Source organism: Salipiger sp. 1_MG-2023, from assembly GCF_030547555.1.
Taxonomy (GTDB): Bacteria; Pseudomonadota; Alphaproteobacteria; order Rhodobacterales; family Rhodobacteraceae; genus Salipiger.
Genome location: NZ_JAUOQN010000013.1, coordinates 77319 through 95745, shown reverse-complemented (window position 1 = coordinate 95745; position 18427 = coordinate 77319). Strand labels below are relative to the sequence as shown.

Here is an 18427-nt window from a genome sequence, read left to right as displayed (position 1 = left end):
TTTGTTTGGCAACATCAAACCAACCAGATGCACCGCCAGCTTTCAAACCGCCCAAACACCAGATTCAGCCATAGCTCGAACCCGGACCTGCAGTCCGAGGCGCTGCACAGCTGCATCCTGCAGAACCTGGCCCGGCTGGCCCGCTCCGAGGGCGAGATCAACGAACTGGATGAGGGCCGGTTCCTCAAGTTCGTCGCCACCCAGTCTGGCGGCACGGTGACGCTGTCCGACCTGCGCAAGCAGCTCAAGCAGCTGCGGATGGGCGACATCGAGGGCGAGAACCACAACGAGATCGCCCAGGCGGTCCACGAGCACATCAACCAGTTCGGCGAGTTGCGCTACCACGCGGGGCAGTTCTGGCAGTGGAAGGGATCACACTGGTCCGAGAAGCATGAGTTCGAGATCATGCAGACGATCTCGGCGGAGTTCGGCTTCTACCCGTCCTGCCGCAAGACCTCCGACTACAATGGCATCCTGAAGCTGATGAAGTCGAAATGTGCCAAGGACCTCCAGCAGGTCTACCTGAAGGGCGTCAACTTCGCGAACGGCTTCCTCGACACCGACCTGATGCTCCGGGACCACCACCCGGACTACGGCAGCACCTACGTCCTGCCCTACCGCTACCTCAAGGACGAGGCCGGGAAGATGCCGGTCTGCAATCAGTTCATGATCGACAGCTGGGGCCACGATCCCGACTACGACGACAAGGTCGCCATGTTCCAGGAGATGATCGGAGCAACGCTGTTCGGGGTCGCCTCCGACTACCAGCAGGCCTTCTGCCTGTATGGGGCGGCAGGAGCAGGCAAGTCGGTGGCCAGCGAGATTGTTCAGGGCCTGCTGCCTGAAGGTTCGGTTTCCAATATCCCGCCCGAGAAGTGGAGCGACGCCTTCCTGCCTGCCCAGATGCACGGCAAGCTCATGAACTATGCAGGCGAGTTGTCCGAGACGAAGAAGATCGCAGGGGAGCACTTCAAGCAAATTGTCGCGGGAGAAAGGATCACCGCCCAGCACAAGAACCAACAGCCCTTCGACTTCAGGCCGACCTGCGCGCAGTGGTTCGCGAGCAACCACCTGCCGCGCACCAGCGACAACTCGAACGGCTTCAATCGCCGCTGGCTGTTCCTTGAGTGGACGCGTCCGGTCTCGGTAGAGGCGAGGACGATCAATCTGGCCGAGACCATTCTTTCTGCTGAGCGCACGGCGATCGCGGCTTGGGCGGTCGAGGGCTATATGCGGCTGAACCCGTGAAGCTGCGCTCAGCAACTACGTGGTCGAATGGGCTGGCGGGCCTGTACGCTCTGTCCGCAAGGGCCTCAAGGCGGTCGGTGACCGGGCGGGGATTCCTGGCGTGGGCGCTCACATCTTCCGCCATACAGCTGCAGTCCATTTGGCGGAAGGCGGGGTTCCGATGGCCGAGATTGCCCAATTCTTGGGTCACTCGAACACGGCAACAACCGAGCGGGTCTATGCCCGCTATTCCCCTTCGCACCTTCGTGGCGCTGCCGACATTCTCGATTTCACGACCAAGCCAGGAGATCGCACATGAACTATCCCGACAACCAAAAGCCCGCACCGTTCGCCCGTGTACCAGACAAGGTCGGCTGCAAGCACTACCACCTCTACGTCGCCATGACCGAGGATGGGCCTGTCCACTATGCCATGGGGCTCGACGATGAGGGCGACGAGTTCGAGATCGAGATCCACGAGGGTTGCGCGAAACTACTAACCCACAACCGGAACTACTTGATGCTCACGGATCAAAACCTTGCCGACATGCGTGGCCTTATCGAATGGGCAAAGGATGATTGCCAGGCATGGGCTGAGACAGAGATGGGAAAGGCCTTTAACGCAATGTTGGCTGGAGAACTATCGGTCGAAGATGAAGCCGCCGTTAGGGCTCAGTTTGATCGCCTGCTCGGCACCCGGCGCGAGGTCTTGGTTCAATGAACCGCGAACCGCTTCGCAAATTGGCATCACTATGGGAAAATCCCCTTATTGATCAAAGGGAAAATGGTGGGTGATAAGGGATTTGAACCCCTGACATCTTCGATGTGAACGAAGCGCTCTACCACTGAGCTAATCACCCGGTGCGGGCCTATTAAGGGAAGCGCATACGGGGCGCAAGAGGGCAATCGCATCCTGCCTCCACAAAAAATGCTGCCCGCGCCCGATACTGGTCAAGCTGCGCACTTTGGGCTACTCCCGCCGGAGCGGAGGACAAGACCATGCGCGATATTCAGCTGATCATCTTCGATTTTGACGGGGTCGTTGTCGACAGCGAGGTGATAAGCGCGCAGATGCTGGTGGCGGAACTGGCGTTGCACGGCGTGCAGATCGATCTCGCTTACGTGGCACGGCATTTTCTCGGGCGCAGCTATCCGGTGGTGCTTGCGCAGATACGCGAGGAATTCGGCATCGTGCTTCCCGACGGATTCGAAGCCGACTACCGCGCCCGCCTCGTGGCTGCCTTTCGCGACGGGTTGCAGCCGATGCCGGGCATTCGCGACCTGCTGACACGGCTGGCGCTGCCCTATTGTCTGGCGACCAGCTCCAGCCCGGCGCGGGTGGAACAATCCATGCAGATCGCCGGGCTGTCAGAGCTCTTTGCCGGTCGGATCACCACCGTTGCCGAGGTCGCGCGCGGCAAGCCGGCGCCCGATCTGCCGTTGCTTGCCGCGAAAAAGGCCGGCATTGCGCCGCAGCATTGCCTTGTCATCGAAGATTCGCTGTCGGGCATCCGGGCCGCGCTCGCCGCGGGCATGCAGGTCTGGCAATTCACCGGCGGCAGCCATTTCCGGGGCATAGACCTGCCTGAAGATCCGGGCACCCGCCCCCACCGCCGCTTTGACGATCTTGCCAAGGTTGCCGAGTTCGCCCCGACCCTACTGACCTGCGCCGATGCCGATGCCGGAGACCGGACGTGAGCGACGACGACATCCCCCAGAGCGATCTCGCCGCGCGGGCGGGCTGGCTATATTATGTCGGCGGAATGCGGCAGGACCAGATCGCCGAAGAGCTGGGCATTTCGCGCCAGCGGGCCCAGCGACTGGTGGCGCGCGCCATGAGCGAAGGGCTGGTGCGCGTGCGCATCGACCACCCCATTGCCGCCTGCCTCGAACTGGAACGCGACCTGCGCCGCAAGTTCGGGCTGAACCGGGTGCGCGTTGCGCCCCGGCTTGGCTCAGAGCAGGATGCAACGCGCGCCATCGCCCCCAGCGCCGCCGCCGAGATCGAACGGCTGTTCCGGCAAGAGACGCCGCAGCTGGTGGCGCTTGGCACCGGGCGGATGCTGCGCGCGGTCTGCGAACAGATGCAGCCCGTCGCCGCGCCTCAGCATCGGATGGTGTCGCTGATCGGCAACGTCTCGCCCGACGGATCGGCCTCGTTCTACGAGGTGATCATGCGCTTTGCCGACAAGACCGGCGCGCAGCATTTCCCGATGTCGGTGCCGGTGATGGCGCGCAACGCGCAGGAGCTGGAAGTCTACCGCGCCCTGCCCCATGTCGCCAACCTGCTGACCCTGGCCCGCGACGCCGATCTGACCATCGTCGGGATTGGGCAGATGGCCGACGACGCGCCGCTGCATGTCGATGGCTTTCTGACGGCAGAGGAGCTGCGTTCGGTGCAGGCGGCGGGCGCCGTTGGCGAGATATGCGGCCATATCTTTGATTCAGACGGGCGATTCCTCGATCACCCTGTCAACAATCTGTTGGTGGGGCTTCAGGTTCCTGCGAACCGCGCTCCGGTGCTGTGCATCGGCGGAGGTATCAGCAAGATCAAGGCGTTGCGGGCCGCTCTCAAGGGTAAGCTGATCAACGGCCTGCTGACCGACGAATCGACCGCTGCCGAATTGGTCAGCAGTTCCTGAGTGAACTGCCAACGAAACAGCCTTGACACGAATCGCCCTCCCGTGTGAGCTTTTCTTCACCTCGCGGGCAATTGCTCAGGAAACTGCGGCATCCGCTTGCGAAGAGGAGTTTTGGGAGGACTGCCTATGTCTACTTCGTTCCGCGCCCTCATGGGCGCGTGTGCCGTTGGCGCGCTTGCTACGTCGGCCATTGCCGAAACCACAATCACCGTCGCGACCGTGAACAACGGCGACATGATCCGCATGCAGAGCATGATGGATGACTTCAACGAAAAGCATCCCGACATCAAAGTCGAGTGGGTGACGCTGGAAGAAAACGTGCTGCGCCAGCGCGTGACTCAGGACATCGCCACCAAGGGCGGCCAGTTCGACGTCATGACCATCGGCATGTACGAAGCGCCGATCTGGGCTGCAAACGGCTGGCTTGTCCCGATGGACGATCTGTCCGCGGAATACGACATCGATGATATCCTGCCCGCGATGCGCAATGGCCTGTCCTATGAGGGCACCATGTACGCCGCGCCGTTCTACGGTGAATCCTCGATGGTGTTCTATCGCACCGACCTGCTGGAAGAAGCCGGTCTGGAAATGCCGGCGGAACCGACCTGGGAGTTCATCCGCGAAGCCGCCATTGCGATGACCGACAAGGACAACGAGATCTACGGCGCCTGCCTGCGCGGCAAGGCTGGCTGGGGCGACAACATGGCGTTCATCACGTCCATGGCCAACTCGTTCGGCGCGCGCTGGTTCGACGAGAACTGGCAAGCCCAGTTCGATTCGCCCGAGTGGCAGGAAGCGCTGACCTTCTATCTTGATCTGATGGAAGAAGCCGGCCCTCCGGGTGCCTCGGGCAACAGCTTCAACGAGAACCTGACGCTGTTCAATCAGGGCAAATGCGGCATGTGGATCGACGCCACCGTCGCGGCCTCCAAGCTGACCGATCCCAATGAATCGGTGGTGGCGGACAAGGTCGGCTATGCTCTGGCACCGCACAAGGATGGCGTGTCCAAGAACGGCAACTGGCTCTGGGCATGGGCGCTTGGCATTCCCGCCGGCACCCAGAACGAGGAAGCCGCCAAGACCTTTGTGGAATGGGCAACCGGCACCGGCTACATCGAAATGGTGGCCGACAAGCAAGGCTGGGCCAACGTTCCCCCGGGCACGCGCACCTCGCTTTACGAGAACCCCGAGTACCAGAAGATCCCGTTCGCGCAGGTGACGCTCGACAGCATCAACTCGGCCGATCCGAACAACCCGACCGTGGACCCCGTTCCCTATGTCGGTGTTCAGTTCGCAGCGATCCCGGAATTTGCGGGCATCGCAGGCCAGGTTGGTCAGGAATTCTCGGCCGCAGTCGCCGGTCAGCAGACCGCCGAAGAAGCGCTCGAGAAAGCTCAGGATATCACTTCTGAAGAAATGGAAGCCGCAGGCTACTAAGCCGCGCCATCCGATCACCGGGGAGGGCTTGCCCTCCCCGGCTCCCGTTCAACGGGACCCATTCACCACGATCACCCGCGTTCATCATGCACCTTGCGTGAGCTAGAGAGGACAGTCGTCATGGCGACACAGCATTCCCGATCGGCAGCGCGCATGATGTTGGCACCCGCAGTCATCCTACTTTTGGGATGGATGCTGGTTCCGCTCATCATGACGCTTCTATTCTCTTTCAAAAGATACCTGCCCCTGCGCGGCGGCGACCTCGGCTGGACGGGTTTCGACAACTACGTGCGCTTCGTGACGTCTTCGGCATTCTGGCCCAGCGTTCAGGCAACGCTGGTCATCGTTCTGGGCACGTTGCTGATCACCGTGGTGTTCGGCGTGCTGCTTGGCATTCTTCTGAACCAGCCAATGTGGGGCCAGGGCGTGGTGCGTATCCTTGTGATCGCGCCGTTTTTCGTGATGCCCACCGTGACCGCGCTGGTCTGGAAAAACATGTTCATGGACCCGGTGAACGGGCTGTTTGCACATTTGTGGAAGTTCTTTGGCGCAGCGCCGGTGGAATGGATCAGCGACGCCTCGCTGTTTTCGATCGTGCTGATCGTCAGTTGGCAGTGGCTGCCCTTTGCCACCCTGATCCTGCTCACCGCGATCCAGTCGCTGGACGGCGAACAGCTTGAAGCGTCGGAAATGGACGGCGCGCCGGTGCTGAAGCGGTTCTATTACATCATCCTCCCCCATCTCGGGCGGGCGATCACCATCGTGATTCTGATCGAGACGATCTTCCTGCTGTCGATCTTTGCGGAAATCTTCGTGACCACCGGCGGTGCCTTCGGGTCGCGCACACTGACCTACCTGATCTTCCAGCGCGTGCTGGAAAGCCAGAACGTCGGGCTTGGGTCCGCGGGCGGTGTCTATGCAATCATTCTCGCCAACATCGTTGCCATCTTCCTGATGCGCATCGTCGGCAAGAACCTGGACGCGTGAGGAGCTGACACCATGGCACGAGCCGTTACCCAAAAACGCAAGATCATCAACACCGCCGCCGCATGGGCCGTCGGGTTGCTGATCTTCTTCCCGATCCTGTGGACCATCCTGACCAGCTTCAAGACCGAAGCCACCGCCGTTGCCGACCCGCCGGTGTTCCTTGCGTTCGACTGGACGCTGGCGAATTACCATGACGTGCTGGAACGGTCGAACTACGCGCGCTTCCTGTGGAATTCGATCTTCATCGCCGGGGGCTCCACCATCCTTGGCCTGATCGTCGGCATCCCGGCGGCGTGGTCGATGGCCTTTGTGCCCTCGAACAAGACCAAGGACATCCTGCTCTGGATGCTCTCGACCAAGATGCTTCCGGCGGTCGGCGTTCTGTACCCGATCTACCTGATCTTCATCAAACTGGGGCTGCTGGACAGCCGCACCGGCCTGATCATCGTGCTGATGCTGATGAACCTGCCGATCATCGTGTGGATGCTCTACACCTACTTCAAGGAAATCCCCGGCGAGATCCTCGAAGCGGGCCGCATGGACGGCGCCGGTCTCAAGGATGAGATCCTGTTCATCCTGACCCCCATGGCCGTTCCGGGCATTGCCTCGACCATGCTGCTCAACTTCATCCTGGCCTGGAACGAAGCCTTCTGGACCCTGAACCTAACCGCGGCCAAGGCGGCCCCGCTCACGGCCTTCATTGCCAGCTACTCCAGCCCGGAAGGCTTGTTCTTCGCCAAACTCAGCGCGGCCTCGACCATGGCTATCGCGCCGATCCTCATCCTTGGCTGGTTCAGCCAGAAACAACTCGTCAGCGGCCTGACCTTCGGCGCGGTGAAATAAGGAATTTCGATCATGGGACGCATTACGCTTGAGAAAGTGACGAAGAGCTTCGGCGAAGTGAACGTCATTCCGCCTCTCGATCTGGAAATCAACGACGGTGAATTCGTTGTGTTCGTCGGCCCTTCGGGCTGCGGCAAGTCCACCCTTCTGCGGCTGATCGCCGGGCTCGAGGATGTGACCTCGGGCGCCATCTCCATCGACGGCACCGACGCGACCGGGCTTGCCCCGGCGCAGCGCGGCCTTGCGATGGTGTTCCAGAGCTACGCGCTGTACCCGCACATGTCGGTGCGCAAGAACATCGCCTTTCCGATGAAGATGGCCAAGATCCCCGAGGATGAGCAGAAGCGGCGCATCGACGCCGCTGCCAAGGCGCTCAACCTCACCGATTATCTTGATCGCCGCCCCGGCCAGCTCTCGGGCGGGCAGCGTCAGCGGGTCGCCATCGGCCGCGCCATCGTGCGCGAGCCGCAGGCCTTCCTGTTCGACGAGCCGCTGTCGAACCTCGACGCGGCGCTGCGGGTCGGGATGCGGCTGGAAATCATGGAGCTGCACGAACGCCTTGCCACCACGATGATCTACGTCACCCACGATCAGGTCGAGGCGATGACCATGGCCGACAAGATCGTCGTGCTGCGCGCCGGGCATATCGAACAGGTGGGCAGCCCGCTCGATCTGTACCATTCCCCGCGCAACGAATTCGTCGCCGGTTTCATCGGCTCGCCGAAGATGAACCTGATCAAGGGCGAGGTGGCGCGCGGCCACAATGCCGCGACCATCGGTGTGCGGCCCGAACATATCGCCGTATCCACCACCGAGGGGCTCTGGCAGGGCACCATCAGCGTATCCGAGCATCTGGGCTCTGATACCTTCCTTCACGTTCACGAGCATGGCCTTGGCGGCGAGCCTCTGACCGTGCGTGTGGGCGGCGAGATCCCGGTCAAGCACGGCGACCGGATCTGGATGACCCCGGATCAGGAGAGGATGCACCGCTTCGACAAGAACGGCCTGCGGATGTGATCCGTTAACGCGCGGCCTTGACGCCGCCTGCGCCCGGCGCGACAGCCGGGCGCGACAACATTCCGCCCCGGCGGACGCGTGGCCCCGCGCAGAGGGCCGAACGCACCGCCGCCCGTCTCCCCCAGGGCGGCAGGTGCAGAGTAATCTGACGGAGCCGTCCCATGAGCCTGATCTCTGAGAATACCGACAAGCGCGTTGCGCTGCCTGCCTATGATCGCAAAGGGCTGAGCCACGGCATCGTGCATGTGGGTCTCGGCAATTTCCACCGCGCCCATCAGGCGGTCTATCTTGACGACCTGTTTGCCAAGGGGCTCGACCATGACTGGGCGATCACCGGCGCGGGCGTGCGGGCCCCCGATGCGCGGATGCGCGAAGCGCTGCTGGCGCAGGACTGCCTGTCGACCGTGATCGAGCTGTCCGCCGACAGCCGGAATCCGCGCGTTACCGGCTCGATGATCGACTATCTCCCGATCGAGGAAACCAACGGCCCGCTGATCGCCAAGATGGCCGATACCAGCACCCGCATCGTGTCGCTGACCGTGACCGAAGGCGGTTATTTCGTCGATCCCACCACCGAGACCTTTGATCCGACCCATCCCGACATCGTCGCCGATGGCGCCTCGCCCGATGCCCCGCGCACCGTGTTCGGCGCCATCGTCGCCGCGCTCAAGGCGCGTCGGGATGCGGGCCAGACCCCGTTCACCGTGATGAGCTGCGACAACCTTCCCGGCAACGGCAGCGTGACCCGCGACGCGGTCACCGGCACCGCGCGGCTGTCCGATCCGGCGCTGGCCGACTGGATCGCCGCCAATGTCGCCTTTCCCAATTCGATGGTCGACCGCATCACGCCCGCCACCGGCGATCGCGAACGCGCCGTCGCCGCGGGGTTTGGGCTGAACGATCCGGTCCCGGTGACCTGCGAGCCGTTCCGCCAATGGGTGCTTGAAGACAGCTTCACCCAAGGCCGCCCGCGCCTTGAAGAGGTCGGCGTGACCTTCACCGACCACGTGCATGACTACGAGCGGATGAAGATCCGCATTCTCAACGGCGGCCACGCCATCATCGCCTATGCCGGCGCGCTGCTTGGCTGCACGCTGGTCGACGAGGCGATGGCGCATCCGTTGGTGCATGGCTTTTTCCGCAAGGTCGAGGAAACCGAGGTGCTGCCGCAGGTGCAGCCGGTCCCCGAATTCACCGCCACCGAATATCTCGAACTGATCGTCGGGCGGTTCTCGAACCCCGAGGTCAAGGACACGCTGCGGCGGCTGTGCTTTGACGGTTCCAACCGTCAGCCGAAATTCATCGTTCCAGTAATCGTCGAGGCGCTGAAAGCCGATGCCTCGATCGACGGTCTGGCGCTGGAATCGGCGCTGTGGTGCCGGTATTGCGCTGGCCAGTTCGAAGACGGCTCGGTGATCGAAGCCAACGACCCCGACTGGACCCGCCTCGTCGCCCTGTCGGAACAGGCCCGCACCCGCCCTGCCGCATGGCTGGAACAGCGCTCTGTCTATGGCGATCTGGCGTCGAACGCGCGCTTTGCTGACACCTTTGCCAAATGGCTGACCCGTCTGTGGGACGATGGGGTAGAGGCCACCATGGACGCCTACGTGAAAGGCTGATGCCATGAGCTACCTCGGAATTGATCTTGGCACATCGGGTCTGCGGGCGCTTCTGACAGCGGCGGATGGCACACCGCTGGCCTCGGCCGAGCGTCATTACGAGGTGGCGCACCCCCAGTCCGGCTGGTCCGAGCAAGACCCCGCCGACTGGATCGCCGCGCTGGAAGGCGCGGTGGACGAGCTGCGCGCCGCACCGGGCTGGGAAGCGCTGAAGGGGATCGGCGTTGCCGGGCACATGCACGGCGCGGTGGCGCTGGATGCCTCGGATACGGTGATCCGCCCCTGCATCCTGTGGAACGACAGCCGCAGCCATATCGAGGCAGCCGCGCTGGATGCCACCCCCGGCGCGCGCGAGATTTCTGGGAACATCATGTTCCCCGGCTTCACCGCACCCAAGCTGCTGTGGATGCGCACCCATGAGCCGGGCCATTTTGCCCGTATCGCCAAGGTGCTGCTGCCCGCGGCCTATCTCAACCTGTACCTGAGCGGCGATCACGTCGCAGACATGTCCGACAGCGCCGGGACCAGCTGGTTCGACACCGGCGCGCGCGACTGGTCCGATACGTTGCTCGATCTGGGCGGCATGAGCCGCGCCCAGATGCCCCGCCTCGTCGAAGGCTGCGCCCGCGCGGGCACCCTGCGCCGCGAGCTGGCGTCAAAATGGGGCGTCGGCAATGTCGCCATCGCTGGCGGCGCAGGCGACAACGCGGCAGCGGCGGCTGGCACCGGCGTTCTGAACGAAGGTCAGGGCTTTGTCTCACTTGGCACCTCGGGGGTATTGCTGGCGGCGCGCGGCGGCTATGCGCCCTCGCCGCAAACCGCGGTGCACAGCTTTTGCCACGCGGTGCCGGACACATGGTACCAGATGGGCGTGATGCTCAGCTGTACCGACAGCCTCAACTGGCTGGCCCGCATCACCGGCACCCGCCCCGCCGAGCTGACAGCGCCGCTAGGCGAACACCTCGCCGCGCCGGGGCGTGAGCGCTTCCTGCCCTACCTGTCGGGCGAGCGCACGCCGCACAACGATGCCGACATCCGCGGTGCCTTTACCGGCATCGGCGCCGACACCACGCGCGACGATTTGACCCGCGCGGTGCTGACCGGCGTCAGCTTTGGCCTGCGCGACAGTCTCGAGGCGCTCAAGAGCACCGGGGCGCGGCCCGCCAGCCTGCTCGCCATCGGCGGCGGCACCGGCTCGCGTTACTGGCTGCGGCTGCTGGCGACGGTGCTGGATCTGCCGCTGCACCTGCCCAAGGCCGGTGAATTCGGCGCGGCGCTTGGCGCGGCGCGGCTTGGGCGCATCGCCGCCACCGGCGAGAGCCCGACAGAGATAATGACCGCGCCGCTCACTGGCGAGGTCATTGAGCCGGTCACTGGCATGACCGAGGCGCTGAACGCGGCTTATGCCCGCTTTGGCCCCGCCTACTCAGGCGTGAAGTCCATCCAGTGATCGCTCATCCGGCCGCCGCGGTTGCCTCCTCCCGCGGCGGTCGGCCTTTGAGGGAAGTGATATCCGGAAAGATCTGTTTCAGCTTGGGGCGCGCTTCTTGACGACGCGCCCCAAGCCGCTGGATCGCGGCGGTACCAGCCCCCGGCTTTGCCGTCAGGCGTGGATCGGAATCAGATGGTTGTCCCACGCGGCCTGAGCGATGGTCAGCGGCTGGACCGCGCCGCCGCGCACCAGCAGCACGCCGCCCAGCCCGTCGCTGGCCATGTAACCCCCGGCATGCGGCGCCAGCCCGCAGACATCGGTGCGCGACACCGCGCCCAGAAAAACGCCCGCGTCGGAAAACCGGTGCAAGCGCCCGCCCCTCGGCGAGCTGATGGCGATCTCGCTGCCGTCGCCGCAGAATGCCACGCTGCCAGCGTAACCATCCATCGCCAGCTCGTCTTCAAGCGGGGCTTCGCACAGCACCAGCTCCTCGCCGCGTCGATGCAGCGCCAGCAGCGGCGGCGCATAGCCCGCCTCGCCCTCCCATTGCATCGCAAAGCCCACCAGCCCATCGGCGCGCAGCGCAAGGTGGCGGATCGAGTTCTGGTAAAACTCTGGCAGATCGCGCTTTTCCAGCAGCGCGCCATCCAGATCGACATAGACAAGGCTTGGCCGCATGGTGTCGGTGTTGAGCTTGGCGCGATCCCATTTGTCGGTCTGGATGCCGCCGTTGGCGATCACGAGGCTGGCGTGATCGGGCATCACCCGGATGTCATGTGGCCCGACTCCGTGGCTGGCGAATTCCGCCACGCGCCGATAGCCATCGGTATTCCAGACCCCGATGAAGCCTTCGCTGTCGGCGACGCGCTGTTCGACCGTGTAAAGCAGCCGCCCATCCGGCGAGAAGGTGCCATGCCCGTTGAACTGGCGCTCGTCCGGGGCCTCCAGCCGGTGCAGCACCTCGCCGTCGCGGCAATCGATGACCAGCGCATAGGTGCCCGGACGGCGGGCAAAGCCCACCGCCTCGGCGCGGGATGGATGCGCCGCCGCCGCGTGGCCGCGCGCCGGAAGCGGCACGCTGAACGCCGCCGAGCCATCCTCGCGCAGGCCCGCCAGCATATAGCTGCCGTCGGGCATCCGCGCTGCGGCAAGATAGGTAGGATCGCCCACCGATGCCCAGCCCACGGCAGGGCTGGCCGAGGCGGCAAGCAATGAGGCAATGAAGGCGCGTCGGGTGGTCATGGATCAGTCTCCATCCTGCGAATTGAACCCGGCGGTCAGGCCTAGCGCGGCACCAAGCTCACCCTTGATGGCTTCGCCGATGGCGTTGACCTGCTGCTGCACGATCTCGACGCGCAGCCGGGCCGAGGGGTCTTCGATGTCCTGAAACGACGGGTCGCTCACCCGCTCCGCCAGCTCGTGCAACCGCGCCAGCGCGGCATCGGTCACCGGCAGCGGAATGCCTCCGACCGCGTGGGCCAGTGCCACCGAGGCATCGGCATTCAACAGCACGTTGCGCAAGCTGCGCTCTGAGCGCCACGCCTCAGCCCGGGTCGGGCGCGGGCGCTCGAAGCTGCCCAGCGGGTTGCCCAGCCGCGCCACGTCGGAAAATTCCAGCCCCGACAGCGCCTGCGTATACAGAACATCCATCGCCTCACCCTCGCTGAGGTACAGCGTGTTGCCCTCCTCGCCAGCGCTCAGCAGCACCTTGGAAAAGCCCTCCCACCCGGCGTCGAGCGCGCCAGCCTGCGCGGCGAGTTCAGCGGTCATGGTCTGCACCAGCGTGCAGGAATAGCTGCCCGCCTCGTAGCCCGAGAAATCGGCGTCGTAGAACATCCGTTCCAGCGCAAACAGCCCGCGCCCGGCGATGGACACTTCGGCATAGGCCGCGGGGTCGGTGCCGACCTCTGCCTCGGCCTTGATGAGATTGCCCAGCGTGCGCGGGGTAAAGCCGCGCACATCGGGCCAGAAGGCAACGCCAAGCGCGCCGGTTTCCGACGGGCCAATGCGAATGTCACCAATCTGCGTCCAGGCATCGAAGGCGGCGTTCCACGGCGCCTTCAGCGACTCGGGCGTGCAATCGGCGGAGGCGGCGACCGATAGCGCTGTCGCCGCTTCGGCAAAGCCCGCAAAGCCGGGCAGGATGACCTCGTCCAATGCCTCGGGCACCCCGGCGCTGGCGGGGGTGGCGGCAATCAGGGCGAGCAGGGCAAGGTGGCGCATGGGTCAGAGACTTTCCAGATAGCGGATCAGAGCAGAACGGTCGGCGGGAGGCATGGCAGTGACGGCATCGCGCTGGCGCTGTGCCTCGCCGCCGTGCCAGAGCACCGCCTCAAGAAGCGAGCCCGCGCGTCCGTCATGAAGGTACTGGGTATGGCCCGAAACCTGCCCGGTCAAGCCGATGCCCCAGAGCGGTGGTGTCTTCCATTCGCGCCCGGTGGCGCGCCCCTCGGGGCGGTGATCGGCCAGCCCCTCGCCCATGTCATGCAGCAGCAGATCGGTGAACGGCCAGATCAGCTGAAAGCTGCGCTCTGGCGCGTCGGTCAGCCGGGCGGTGACATGTTTGGGGGTGTGGCAGGCGGTGCAGCCGGTGTCATGGAACAGCTGCTTGCCGCGCAGCACCTGTGCATCGTCCATGTCGCGCCGGGCGGGCACGCCAAGGCTGCGGCTGAAATGCACGACGGTCTCCAGCGCCTCGCGCGAGATTTCGGCCCCTTCGGCATCCACGCCATGCGGGGCCTCGGTGCAGCGGGTCTGCGCGGCGGTACAATCGCCGGCGGCGGCGGGGCGCAACCATGTCGAGATGCCGATATCGGTGGAAAACGCCGAGGCAATCTGATCGCGGATCGTCGGCTCTATCCCCTTCCAGCCAAAGCGGCCAAGCATGGGTTGGCCGTATTCGACCGACCAGACGATGGCAGCGCGCCCCGAAATGCCATCGCCGTCGCTGTCTTGCGGATCGGCGCGGGCAAGAATCTCGGCCGCTGGAATCGCTTCGAGCAACCCCAGCCCGATCATCTGCGGCGCCACGCGCGGGCTGAGCATGGCGCCGGGCGCCAGCGGGCCGTAGCCAAGCGCGGCGGCGGTGTAGCGCGGCTTGCGCAGGGTCGCGGTCTCGCCCCCTGACAGCGGCACCTCAATCGATTCGTAGCTGACATCAACTTGCGCCTCAGCGGGCTGGCCGATGGCGCCGAAATCCTGAATCTGGATGCCATAGACCGGGTCTGGCGCGGTGGCGATCCAGTCCTCGATCGCGGGCGCATCGGCCTCTGGATCGGCTGGCACCGACAGTTTCAGCACCATCGACACCGCGCCGCCTCCGTCCGGCGCATGACCGCGCCCGTCGCGGATATGGCAAGCCTGACAGGAGCGCGCATTGTACAGCGGCCCGAGCCCATCGGAGGCGCGGGTCGAAGACGGCGAAGGTGCCCAGAGCTTGTCGAACAGCGCCTGACCAAGATGCCAGCCCATCAGTGCCTCGCCCAGAATCCCCGCTGCGGGCTGGGCAAAGGCCTGCGCGTCGCGCCGGGCGGGCACGGTGGCGGCCCCGGCGGGACGGGCCTCGAACGGCTCTGGCGCGGTGAAATCAGTGGTCGGGGCAACGGCTGCGGAAATGCGCGCCTGTTCGGCCTTGGTGCGGGGAATCTGGGACAGCTGCGGATCGCTTGCCGGCTCTGCCCCGAATGCCGCGCCGCCCCAGACAAGGGCGACGCAGACGAGCGCCTTATTCGGCTTCAGACATCGGGAAGGCATTGACCTGCGTGTAACCTGCTTCGCCCAGCCGGGCGTAAAGATCGAGCTGCGTTTCGAGAAAGTCGATATGGCCTTCCTCATCGGCGATCAGCTCTTCGAACAGATCCTTGGACACGTAATCCTTGACCGACTCGCAATGGTCGCGCGCCTCGATATACAGTGTGCGCGCCTCGTGTTCGGCCGCCAGATCCGCCTCAAGCGTTTCCTTGGGCGTCTGACCGATGCGCAGCGGGTCGAGCTTTTGCAGGTTGGGATGGCCTTCGAGAAAGATGATCCGGGTGATCAGCTTGTCGGCGTGGTTCATCTCTTCGATGGACTCCTCGCGACTTTTCTTGGCCATGTGGCCAAGGCCCCAGTCTTCCTGAAGCCGGTAATGCAGCCAGTACTGGCTGACCGCCGTCAGCTCCGAGCGCAGCGCCCGGTTGAGATATTCGATGACCTTCTCATCGCCCTTCATTGGATTTTCCTTTGTAGGTCCGAGGCCTTAGGCCACGGAGTTCCATGGGTACTTCAAGGTTGGCGTTCGCGCGCATCATGTGCAGGAAAAGCGGCATGCAGCTTCCGCAATCGGCCGCTTTCCCCAGAGCATGATAGACCTTGCCGGGGGTGATGATCGTCTGGGGGTCCGCTGCGCGCATCCAGTCGATGGCTGCATTGATATCTTTGTCCGATATACCGTTGCAACTACAGACGATCATCTTGCCGACCCTTTTACTGGAAGATCGCGTTGGGGTTGTCGAGGCTGTCCGAGCCTTCGATCGCCACATCCGAGACGTTCAGCTCTGCCACGATGCGCTCGATGGTGCGGGTCTGATCGATCAGCCCGTCGACGCCGCCCATGATCAGCGCTTCGCCCTTTTCGTTGCCAAGCGCCAGCATCTGGTCATAGGCAAAGCCGCCCTCGGCCGCCTCCACGATGTCGCCAAGCGCCGCCATGGTGGTGTCCAGCTTGGCCTTCATCTCGGTGTCGAGTTCCGGGTCGATCTCGGCCACGAGCTCGGACAGCGACGGCCCTTCGACGGTGCTGCCATCAATGCGGGTATAGCTGCCAAGATAGACGTTCTGGATGCCCTGCCCGTCGTAGAAATGCGAGATATGGGTGTTGTCGGAGAAACAGTCGTGCTCTTCCTCGGGATCGTTGAGCATCAGGCCAAGGCGCATCCGCTCGCCCGCCTGCTCGCCATAGGACAGGGAGCCCATGCCGGTGAGCATGGCGGTGATGCCGGCATCCTCGTCTTCCATCAGCGCGGCGCGAGCGGCACCATCGCTGCCCCATGCGTCGACCATCTCGTGCAGATCGGCCACCAGCAGCGCGGTCGCGGCCTTGAGGTAATCGGCGCGCCGGTCGCAATTGCCACCCGTGCAATCATCGCCCTGCGCGTAATCGGTGAACGGGCGTTCCCCGGCCCCCGGGCCGGTGCCGTTGAGATCCTGCCCCCAGAGCAGGAATTCGATGGCGTGATAGCCACGCGCCACGTTGGATTCGACCCCGTCCGCCTCATTGAGCGTATCGGCGATCAGCTCGGCGGTGATTTCAGACGCATCAATCTGCTGCCCGGCGATGGTGACCGACGGGTTGGCGATGATGTTCAGCGCAGCGTATTCATTTTCGTCGGTCGGGCCTTCGTAATCCTCCGAGACGTAGTCCATCAGCCCCTCATCCAGCGGCCAGGCATTCACCTTGCCTTCCCACTCGTCGACGATCGGGTTGCCGAAGCGAAAGACTTCTGTCTGCTGATAGGACGGGCGCGAGCCGCGCCACGCATCGCGCGCAGCGGCCAGCGTTGCCTCCGACGGATCGGCGATCAGGGCGTCCACCGCGGCTTCAAGCGCTTGTGCGGTGGTCAGGCTGTCCTCGTATCCCGCCAGCGCGATGTCGGCGTAATTGGTCAGCACGTCGGCCTTGGGGGCGGCCAGCGCGGGCGATGCCAGCAGCAGCGCGACGGCGGTAGAGGTGGTGAATTTCATGAACTGTCCTCGTTGGCGTTTATTCTAAAGGTTGGCTGACGGGATCACTTGGTCAGGATGAGCTTGCCGGCCTTGGTGATGCGCAGGGTATAGACCTGCCCGTCGAGCTCGATTTCGGCGATGTTGCCACCATCGGTCATGTCGCGGGCACGGTGGCGGGGAAGCGCGGGGGTGGCGCGCTCGGTATCGAATCGCTGCTCCATCATCGTGCGGCCTCCCCTGCCTCGATACGGTCCAGCAGCGCCTCGAGCGCCGCCTCTGCGGGCCACAGCCCCCCCAGCACAAGCTGGATCAGATCGTCCCGGCGCGGGCGAGCGGCCTGCGCAATACGAATGGTCTGGGTCATTGTCAGCCTCCTTGTTCCGGTCAGGTCGGGCTGCCCCGGATCGCGGGGTGGCTGGACGCCCTCATATCTGAGCAAAAGCATCGGATATGTCAACCTGACAGTTTCACTCATCTTTAAGATCGCAAAACACGCAGGGCAGATGGTGAAAACCCACGCAAAAAACGAGGGAACGACCAAGGCGCCCCCTCGCTTGATGTGGTTCTGCGGTCTGGTTCGGTCCGCTTGGTCAGCGGATGTCGTCATCTCGGTCTTTGGCGCTGGTCAGCGCAAAGATGAGGACACCGATGATCGTGAGTCCGGCCAGACCAGCGATGAAGATATCGACGGACATGGCTGCCTCCTGTGGTGGTTGAAATCCTAACCCTCGGCGGGGCGCTTCGGTTCCGGAACCAATGGCTTTGCAACCCGGTTATACTTGCAAGACATGGCCGAGCCCCGGCTTGAAGGAGGACACCCGATGCTGCTGAGCCTGACCGACATGCTGACATGGACCATCGCCGCTGATGCGCCCGATCTGGTTCTGAGCGACCTTGTGTTCGATGCGGGTACGCGGCAGCTGGTCTATCTGTCGCTGGGAACCGGCATGGGCGGCGGCGGGCAGGCGCTGGCCCCGGCGTCGCTGATGGGCCGACCCGATCCGCAAACCCGGCGCGTGCCGCTGCGGATCACCGAGGAAGAGCTCAGCCGCGCCCCGCACTGGACCGGCGAGACCGCGCAGATCGATGCGCTGTTCGGTGTGATGCCGCCACTGGTGGTCGGGCCGTTCGGCGCGACTCATGCGCCGCTGGCGCTGGCCGCGATGCTGGGGTCCGGCGACGATGCCGAGCGCCAGACCGACCCGCGCGCCGAGGCGGCGCTGGACCGCTACGACCGGCTTGGGCGCTGGCTGGAACGCCCGGTGTTCGGGCGCGACGCCGAAATGGGGCATCTGGCCGACATACTGTGGAATGCCGAGGCGAATCGGCTCGACTATTTCATCGTGGCCCACGGCGGTTTCTTTTCGCAGGACCGTCGCGCCCTGCCGTTCTCGTCGCTGTCGCACCGCGCTCCGGGGGCCAAGGGCGGGCATCTCGTGCTCGATCTGCCCGCATCGGAAATGGAGACCGCCCCAACCCCGGATCATCTTACCAGCTGAAAAGATATGCAACGCGCCCCGG

20 protein-coding genes and 1 tRNA gene are annotated in these 18427 nt (G+C 64.2%); 12 read left to right on the top strand and 9 right to left on the bottom strand.

Annotated elements, in window-relative coordinates; all coding sequences use genetic code 11:
- The 3 genes from Q4543_RS08860 to Q4543_RS08850 form a co-directional block, all read left to right on the top strand.
- Positions 1-1248, top strand: a 1248-nt coding sequence (locus Q4543_RS08860) for a DUF5906 domain-containing protein (RefSeq protein ID WP_303437504.1), incomplete at its 5' end; no start/stop codon positions are given.
- 19 nt (positions 1249-1267) lie between these two features.
- Positions 1268-1546, top strand: a complete 279-nt coding sequence (locus tag Q4543_RS08855; protein WP_303437502.1) for a tyrosine-type recombinase/integrase — start codon at positions 1268-1270, stop codon at positions 1544-1546.
- Positions 1543-1947: a hypothetical protein gene (locus Q4543_RS08850; protein WP_303437501.1), complete on the top strand. Its 405-nt coding sequence runs from the start codon at positions 1543-1545 to the stop codon at positions 1945-1947. Before Q4543_RS08855 ends, Q4543_RS08850 begins: the two co-directional genes overlap by 4 nt.
- A 64-nt stretch (positions 1948-2011) precedes the next feature.
- Here Q4543_RS08850 and Q4543_RS08845 read toward each other — a convergent pair.
- Positions 2012-2086, bottom strand: a tRNA-Val gene (locus tag Q4543_RS08845).
- A gap of 139 nt (positions 2087-2225) precedes the next feature.
- Here Q4543_RS08845 and Q4543_RS08840 point away from each other — a divergent pair.
- The 8 genes from Q4543_RS08840 (at position 2226) to xylB (ending at position 11221) form a co-directional block, all read left to right on the top strand.
- Entirely contained in the window at positions 2226-2924 is a 699-nt protein-coding gene (locus Q4543_RS08840; RefSeq protein WP_303437500.1) for an HAD family phosphatase, read from the top strand.
- Positions 2921-3868, top strand: coding sequence for a sugar-binding transcriptional regulator (locus Q4543_RS08835; RefSeq protein WP_303437499.1), 948 nt, complete (start codon positions 2921-2923; stop codon positions 3866-3868). Before Q4543_RS08840 ends, Q4543_RS08835 begins: the two co-directional genes overlap by 4 nt.
- A 126-nt stretch (positions 3869-3994) precedes the next feature.
- The gene (locus tag Q4543_RS08830) at positions 3995-5305 is read left to right on the top strand and encodes a sugar ABC transporter substrate-binding protein (RefSeq protein WP_303437498.1); all 1311 of its coding nucleotides are present in this window, start codon (positions 3995-3997) and stop codon (positions 5303-5305) included.
- A gap of 120 nt (positions 5306-5425) precedes the next feature.
- Positions 5426-6292 (top strand): carbohydrate ABC transporter permease, encoded by an 867-nt coding sequence (locus tag Q4543_RS08825; RefSeq protein WP_216005771.1) that lies wholly within the window; start codon positions 5426-5428, stop codon positions 6290-6292.
- A 12-nt stretch (positions 6293-6304) separates the two neighbouring features.
- Positions 6305-7135, top strand: a complete 831-nt coding sequence (locus tag Q4543_RS08820) for a carbohydrate ABC transporter permease (protein WP_216005770.1) — start codon at positions 6305-6307, stop codon at positions 7133-7135.
- Between the two features lie 12 nt (positions 7136-7147).
- A complete protein-coding gene (locus Q4543_RS08815) occupies positions 7148-8152 on the top strand; it encodes an ABC transporter ATP-binding protein (RefSeq protein ID WP_303437496.1) in 1005 nt (334 codons plus the stop codon).
- A gap of 161 nt (positions 8153-8313) precedes the next feature.
- Positions 8314-9771 (top strand): mannitol dehydrogenase family protein, encoded by a 1458-nt coding sequence (locus tag Q4543_RS08810; RefSeq protein WP_303437495.1) that lies wholly within the window; start codon positions 8314-8316, stop codon positions 9769-9771.
- A gap of 4 nt (positions 9772-9775) precedes the next feature.
- Positions 9776-11221 (top strand): xylulokinase, encoded by a 1446-nt coding sequence (gene xylB / locus Q4543_RS08805; RefSeq protein ID WP_303437494.1) that lies wholly within the window; start codon positions 9776-9778, stop codon positions 11219-11221.
- Positions 11222-11374: 153 nt separating this feature from the next.
- Here xylB and Q4543_RS08800 read toward each other — a convergent pair whose 3' ends face one another.
- The 8 genes from Q4543_RS08800 to Q4543_RS08765 are packed head-to-tail and all read right to left on the bottom strand — an operon-like array spanning position 11375 to position 17270.
- Positions 11375-12445, bottom strand: coding sequence for a DUF1513 domain-containing protein (locus Q4543_RS08800; protein WP_303437492.1), 1071 nt, complete (start codon positions 12443-12445; stop codon positions 11375-11377).
- Between the two features lie 3 nt (positions 12446-12448).
- Positions 12449-13426, bottom strand: a complete 978-nt coding sequence (locus Q4543_RS08795) for an imelysin family protein (RefSeq protein ID WP_303437490.1) — start codon at positions 13424-13426, stop codon at positions 12449-12451.
- Positions 13427-13429: 3 nt separating this feature from the next.
- Entirely contained in the window at positions 13430-14956 is a 1527-nt protein-coding gene (locus tag Q4543_RS08790) for a di-heme oxidoredictase family protein (protein ID WP_303437489.1), read from the bottom strand.
- Positions 14928-15413: a bacterioferritin gene (gene bfr / locus Q4543_RS08785; RefSeq protein WP_216005763.1), complete on the bottom strand. Its 486-nt coding sequence runs from the start codon at positions 15411-15413 to the stop codon at positions 14928-14930. Before bfr ends, Q4543_RS08790 begins: the two co-directional genes overlap by 29 nt.
- A complete protein-coding gene (locus Q4543_RS08780) occupies positions 15400-15654 on the bottom strand; it encodes a bacterioferritin-associated ferredoxin (protein ID WP_216005762.1) in 255 nt (84 codons plus the stop codon). The genes bfr and Q4543_RS08780 overlap by 14 nt, the downstream gene beginning before the upstream one ends.
- A 13-nt stretch (positions 15655-15667) precedes the next feature.
- Complete coding sequence (locus Q4543_RS08775; RefSeq protein WP_216005761.1) at positions 15668-16924, bottom strand: imelysin family protein; 1257 nt, start codon at positions 16922-16924, stop codon at positions 15668-15670.
- 44 nt (positions 16925-16968) lie between these two features.
- Positions 16969-17130: a hemin uptake protein HemP gene (hemP, locus tag Q4543_RS08770; protein ID WP_216005760.1), complete on the bottom strand. Its 162-nt coding sequence runs from the start codon at positions 17128-17130 to the stop codon at positions 16969-16971.
- Positions 17127-17270 (bottom strand): hypothetical protein, encoded by a 144-nt coding sequence (locus Q4543_RS08765; RefSeq protein ID WP_303437488.1) that lies wholly within the window; start codon positions 17268-17270, stop codon positions 17127-17129. Before Q4543_RS08765 ends, hemP begins: the two co-directional genes overlap by 4 nt.
- 457 nt (positions 17271-17727) lie before the next feature.
- On the opposite strand from Q4543_RS08765, the gene Q4543_RS08760 reads away from it, so the two are divergent.
- Positions 17728-18405, top strand: a complete 678-nt coding sequence (locus Q4543_RS08760; protein WP_303437486.1) for a PRC-barrel domain-containing protein — start codon at positions 17728-17730, stop codon at positions 18403-18405.
- Positions 18406-18427 lie beyond the last annotated feature (22 nt).

Coding starts and splice junctions, on each gene's coding strand:
- Q4543_RS08800 (WP_303437492.1), bottom strand. CDS start 12,445: ATGACCACCCGACGCGCCTTCATTGCCTCATTGCTTGCCGCCTCGGCC.
- Q4543_RS08850 (WP_303437501.1), top strand. CDS start 1,543: ATGAACTATCCCGACAACCAAAAGCCCGCACCGTTCGCCCGTGTACCA.
- Q4543_RS08830 (WP_303437498.1), top strand. CDS start 3,995: ATGTCTACTTCGTTCCGCGCCCTCATGGGCGCGTGTGCCGTTGGCGCG.
- Q4543_RS08765 (WP_303437488.1), bottom strand. CDS start 17,270: ATGACCCAGACCATTCGTATTGCGCAGGCCGCTCGCCCGCGCCGGGAC.
- Q4543_RS08825 (WP_216005771.1), top strand. CDS start 5,426: ATGGCGACACAGCATTCCCGATCGGCAGCGCGCATGATGTTGGCACCC.
- bfr (WP_216005763.1), bottom strand. CDS start 15,413: ATGAAGGGCGATGAGAAGGTCATCGAATATCTCAACCGGGCGCTGCGC.
- Q4543_RS08780 (WP_216005762.1), bottom strand. CDS start 15,654: ATGATCGTCTGTAGTTGCAACGGTATATCGGACAAAGATATCAATGCA.
- hemP (WP_216005760.1), bottom strand. CDS start 17,130: ATGATGGAGCAGCGATTCGATACCGAGCGCGCCACCCCCGCGCTTCCC.
- Q4543_RS08795 (WP_303437490.1), bottom strand. CDS start 13,426: ATGCGCCACCTTGCCCTGCTCGCCCTGATTGCCGCCACCCCCGCCAGC.
- Q4543_RS08775 (WP_216005761.1), bottom strand. CDS start 16,924: ATGAAATTCACCACCTCTACCGCCGTCGCGCTGCTGCTGGCATCGCCC.
- xylB (WP_303437494.1), top strand. CDS start 9,776: ATGAGCTACCTCGGAATTGATCTTGGCACATCGGGTCTGCGGGCGCTT.
- Q4543_RS08840 (WP_303437500.1), top strand. CDS start 2,226: ATGCGCGATATTCAGCTGATCATCTTCGATTTTGACGGGGTCGTTGTC.
- Q4543_RS08810 (WP_303437495.1), top strand. CDS start 8,314: ATGAGCCTGATCTCTGAGAATACCGACAAGCGCGTTGCGCTGCCTGCC.
- Q4543_RS08815 (WP_303437496.1), top strand. CDS start 7,148: ATGGGACGCATTACGCTTGAGAAAGTGACGAAGAGCTTCGGCGAAGTG.
- Q4543_RS08790 (WP_303437489.1), bottom strand. CDS start 14,956: ATGCCTTCCCGATGTCTGAAGCCGAATAAGGCGCTCGTCTGCGTCGCC.
- Q4543_RS08820 (WP_216005770.1), top strand. CDS start 6,305: ATGGCACGAGCCGTTACCCAAAAACGCAAGATCATCAACACCGCCGCC.
- Q4543_RS08760 (WP_303437486.1), top strand. CDS start 17,728: ATGCTGCTGAGCCTGACCGACATGCTGACATGGACCATCGCCGCTGAT.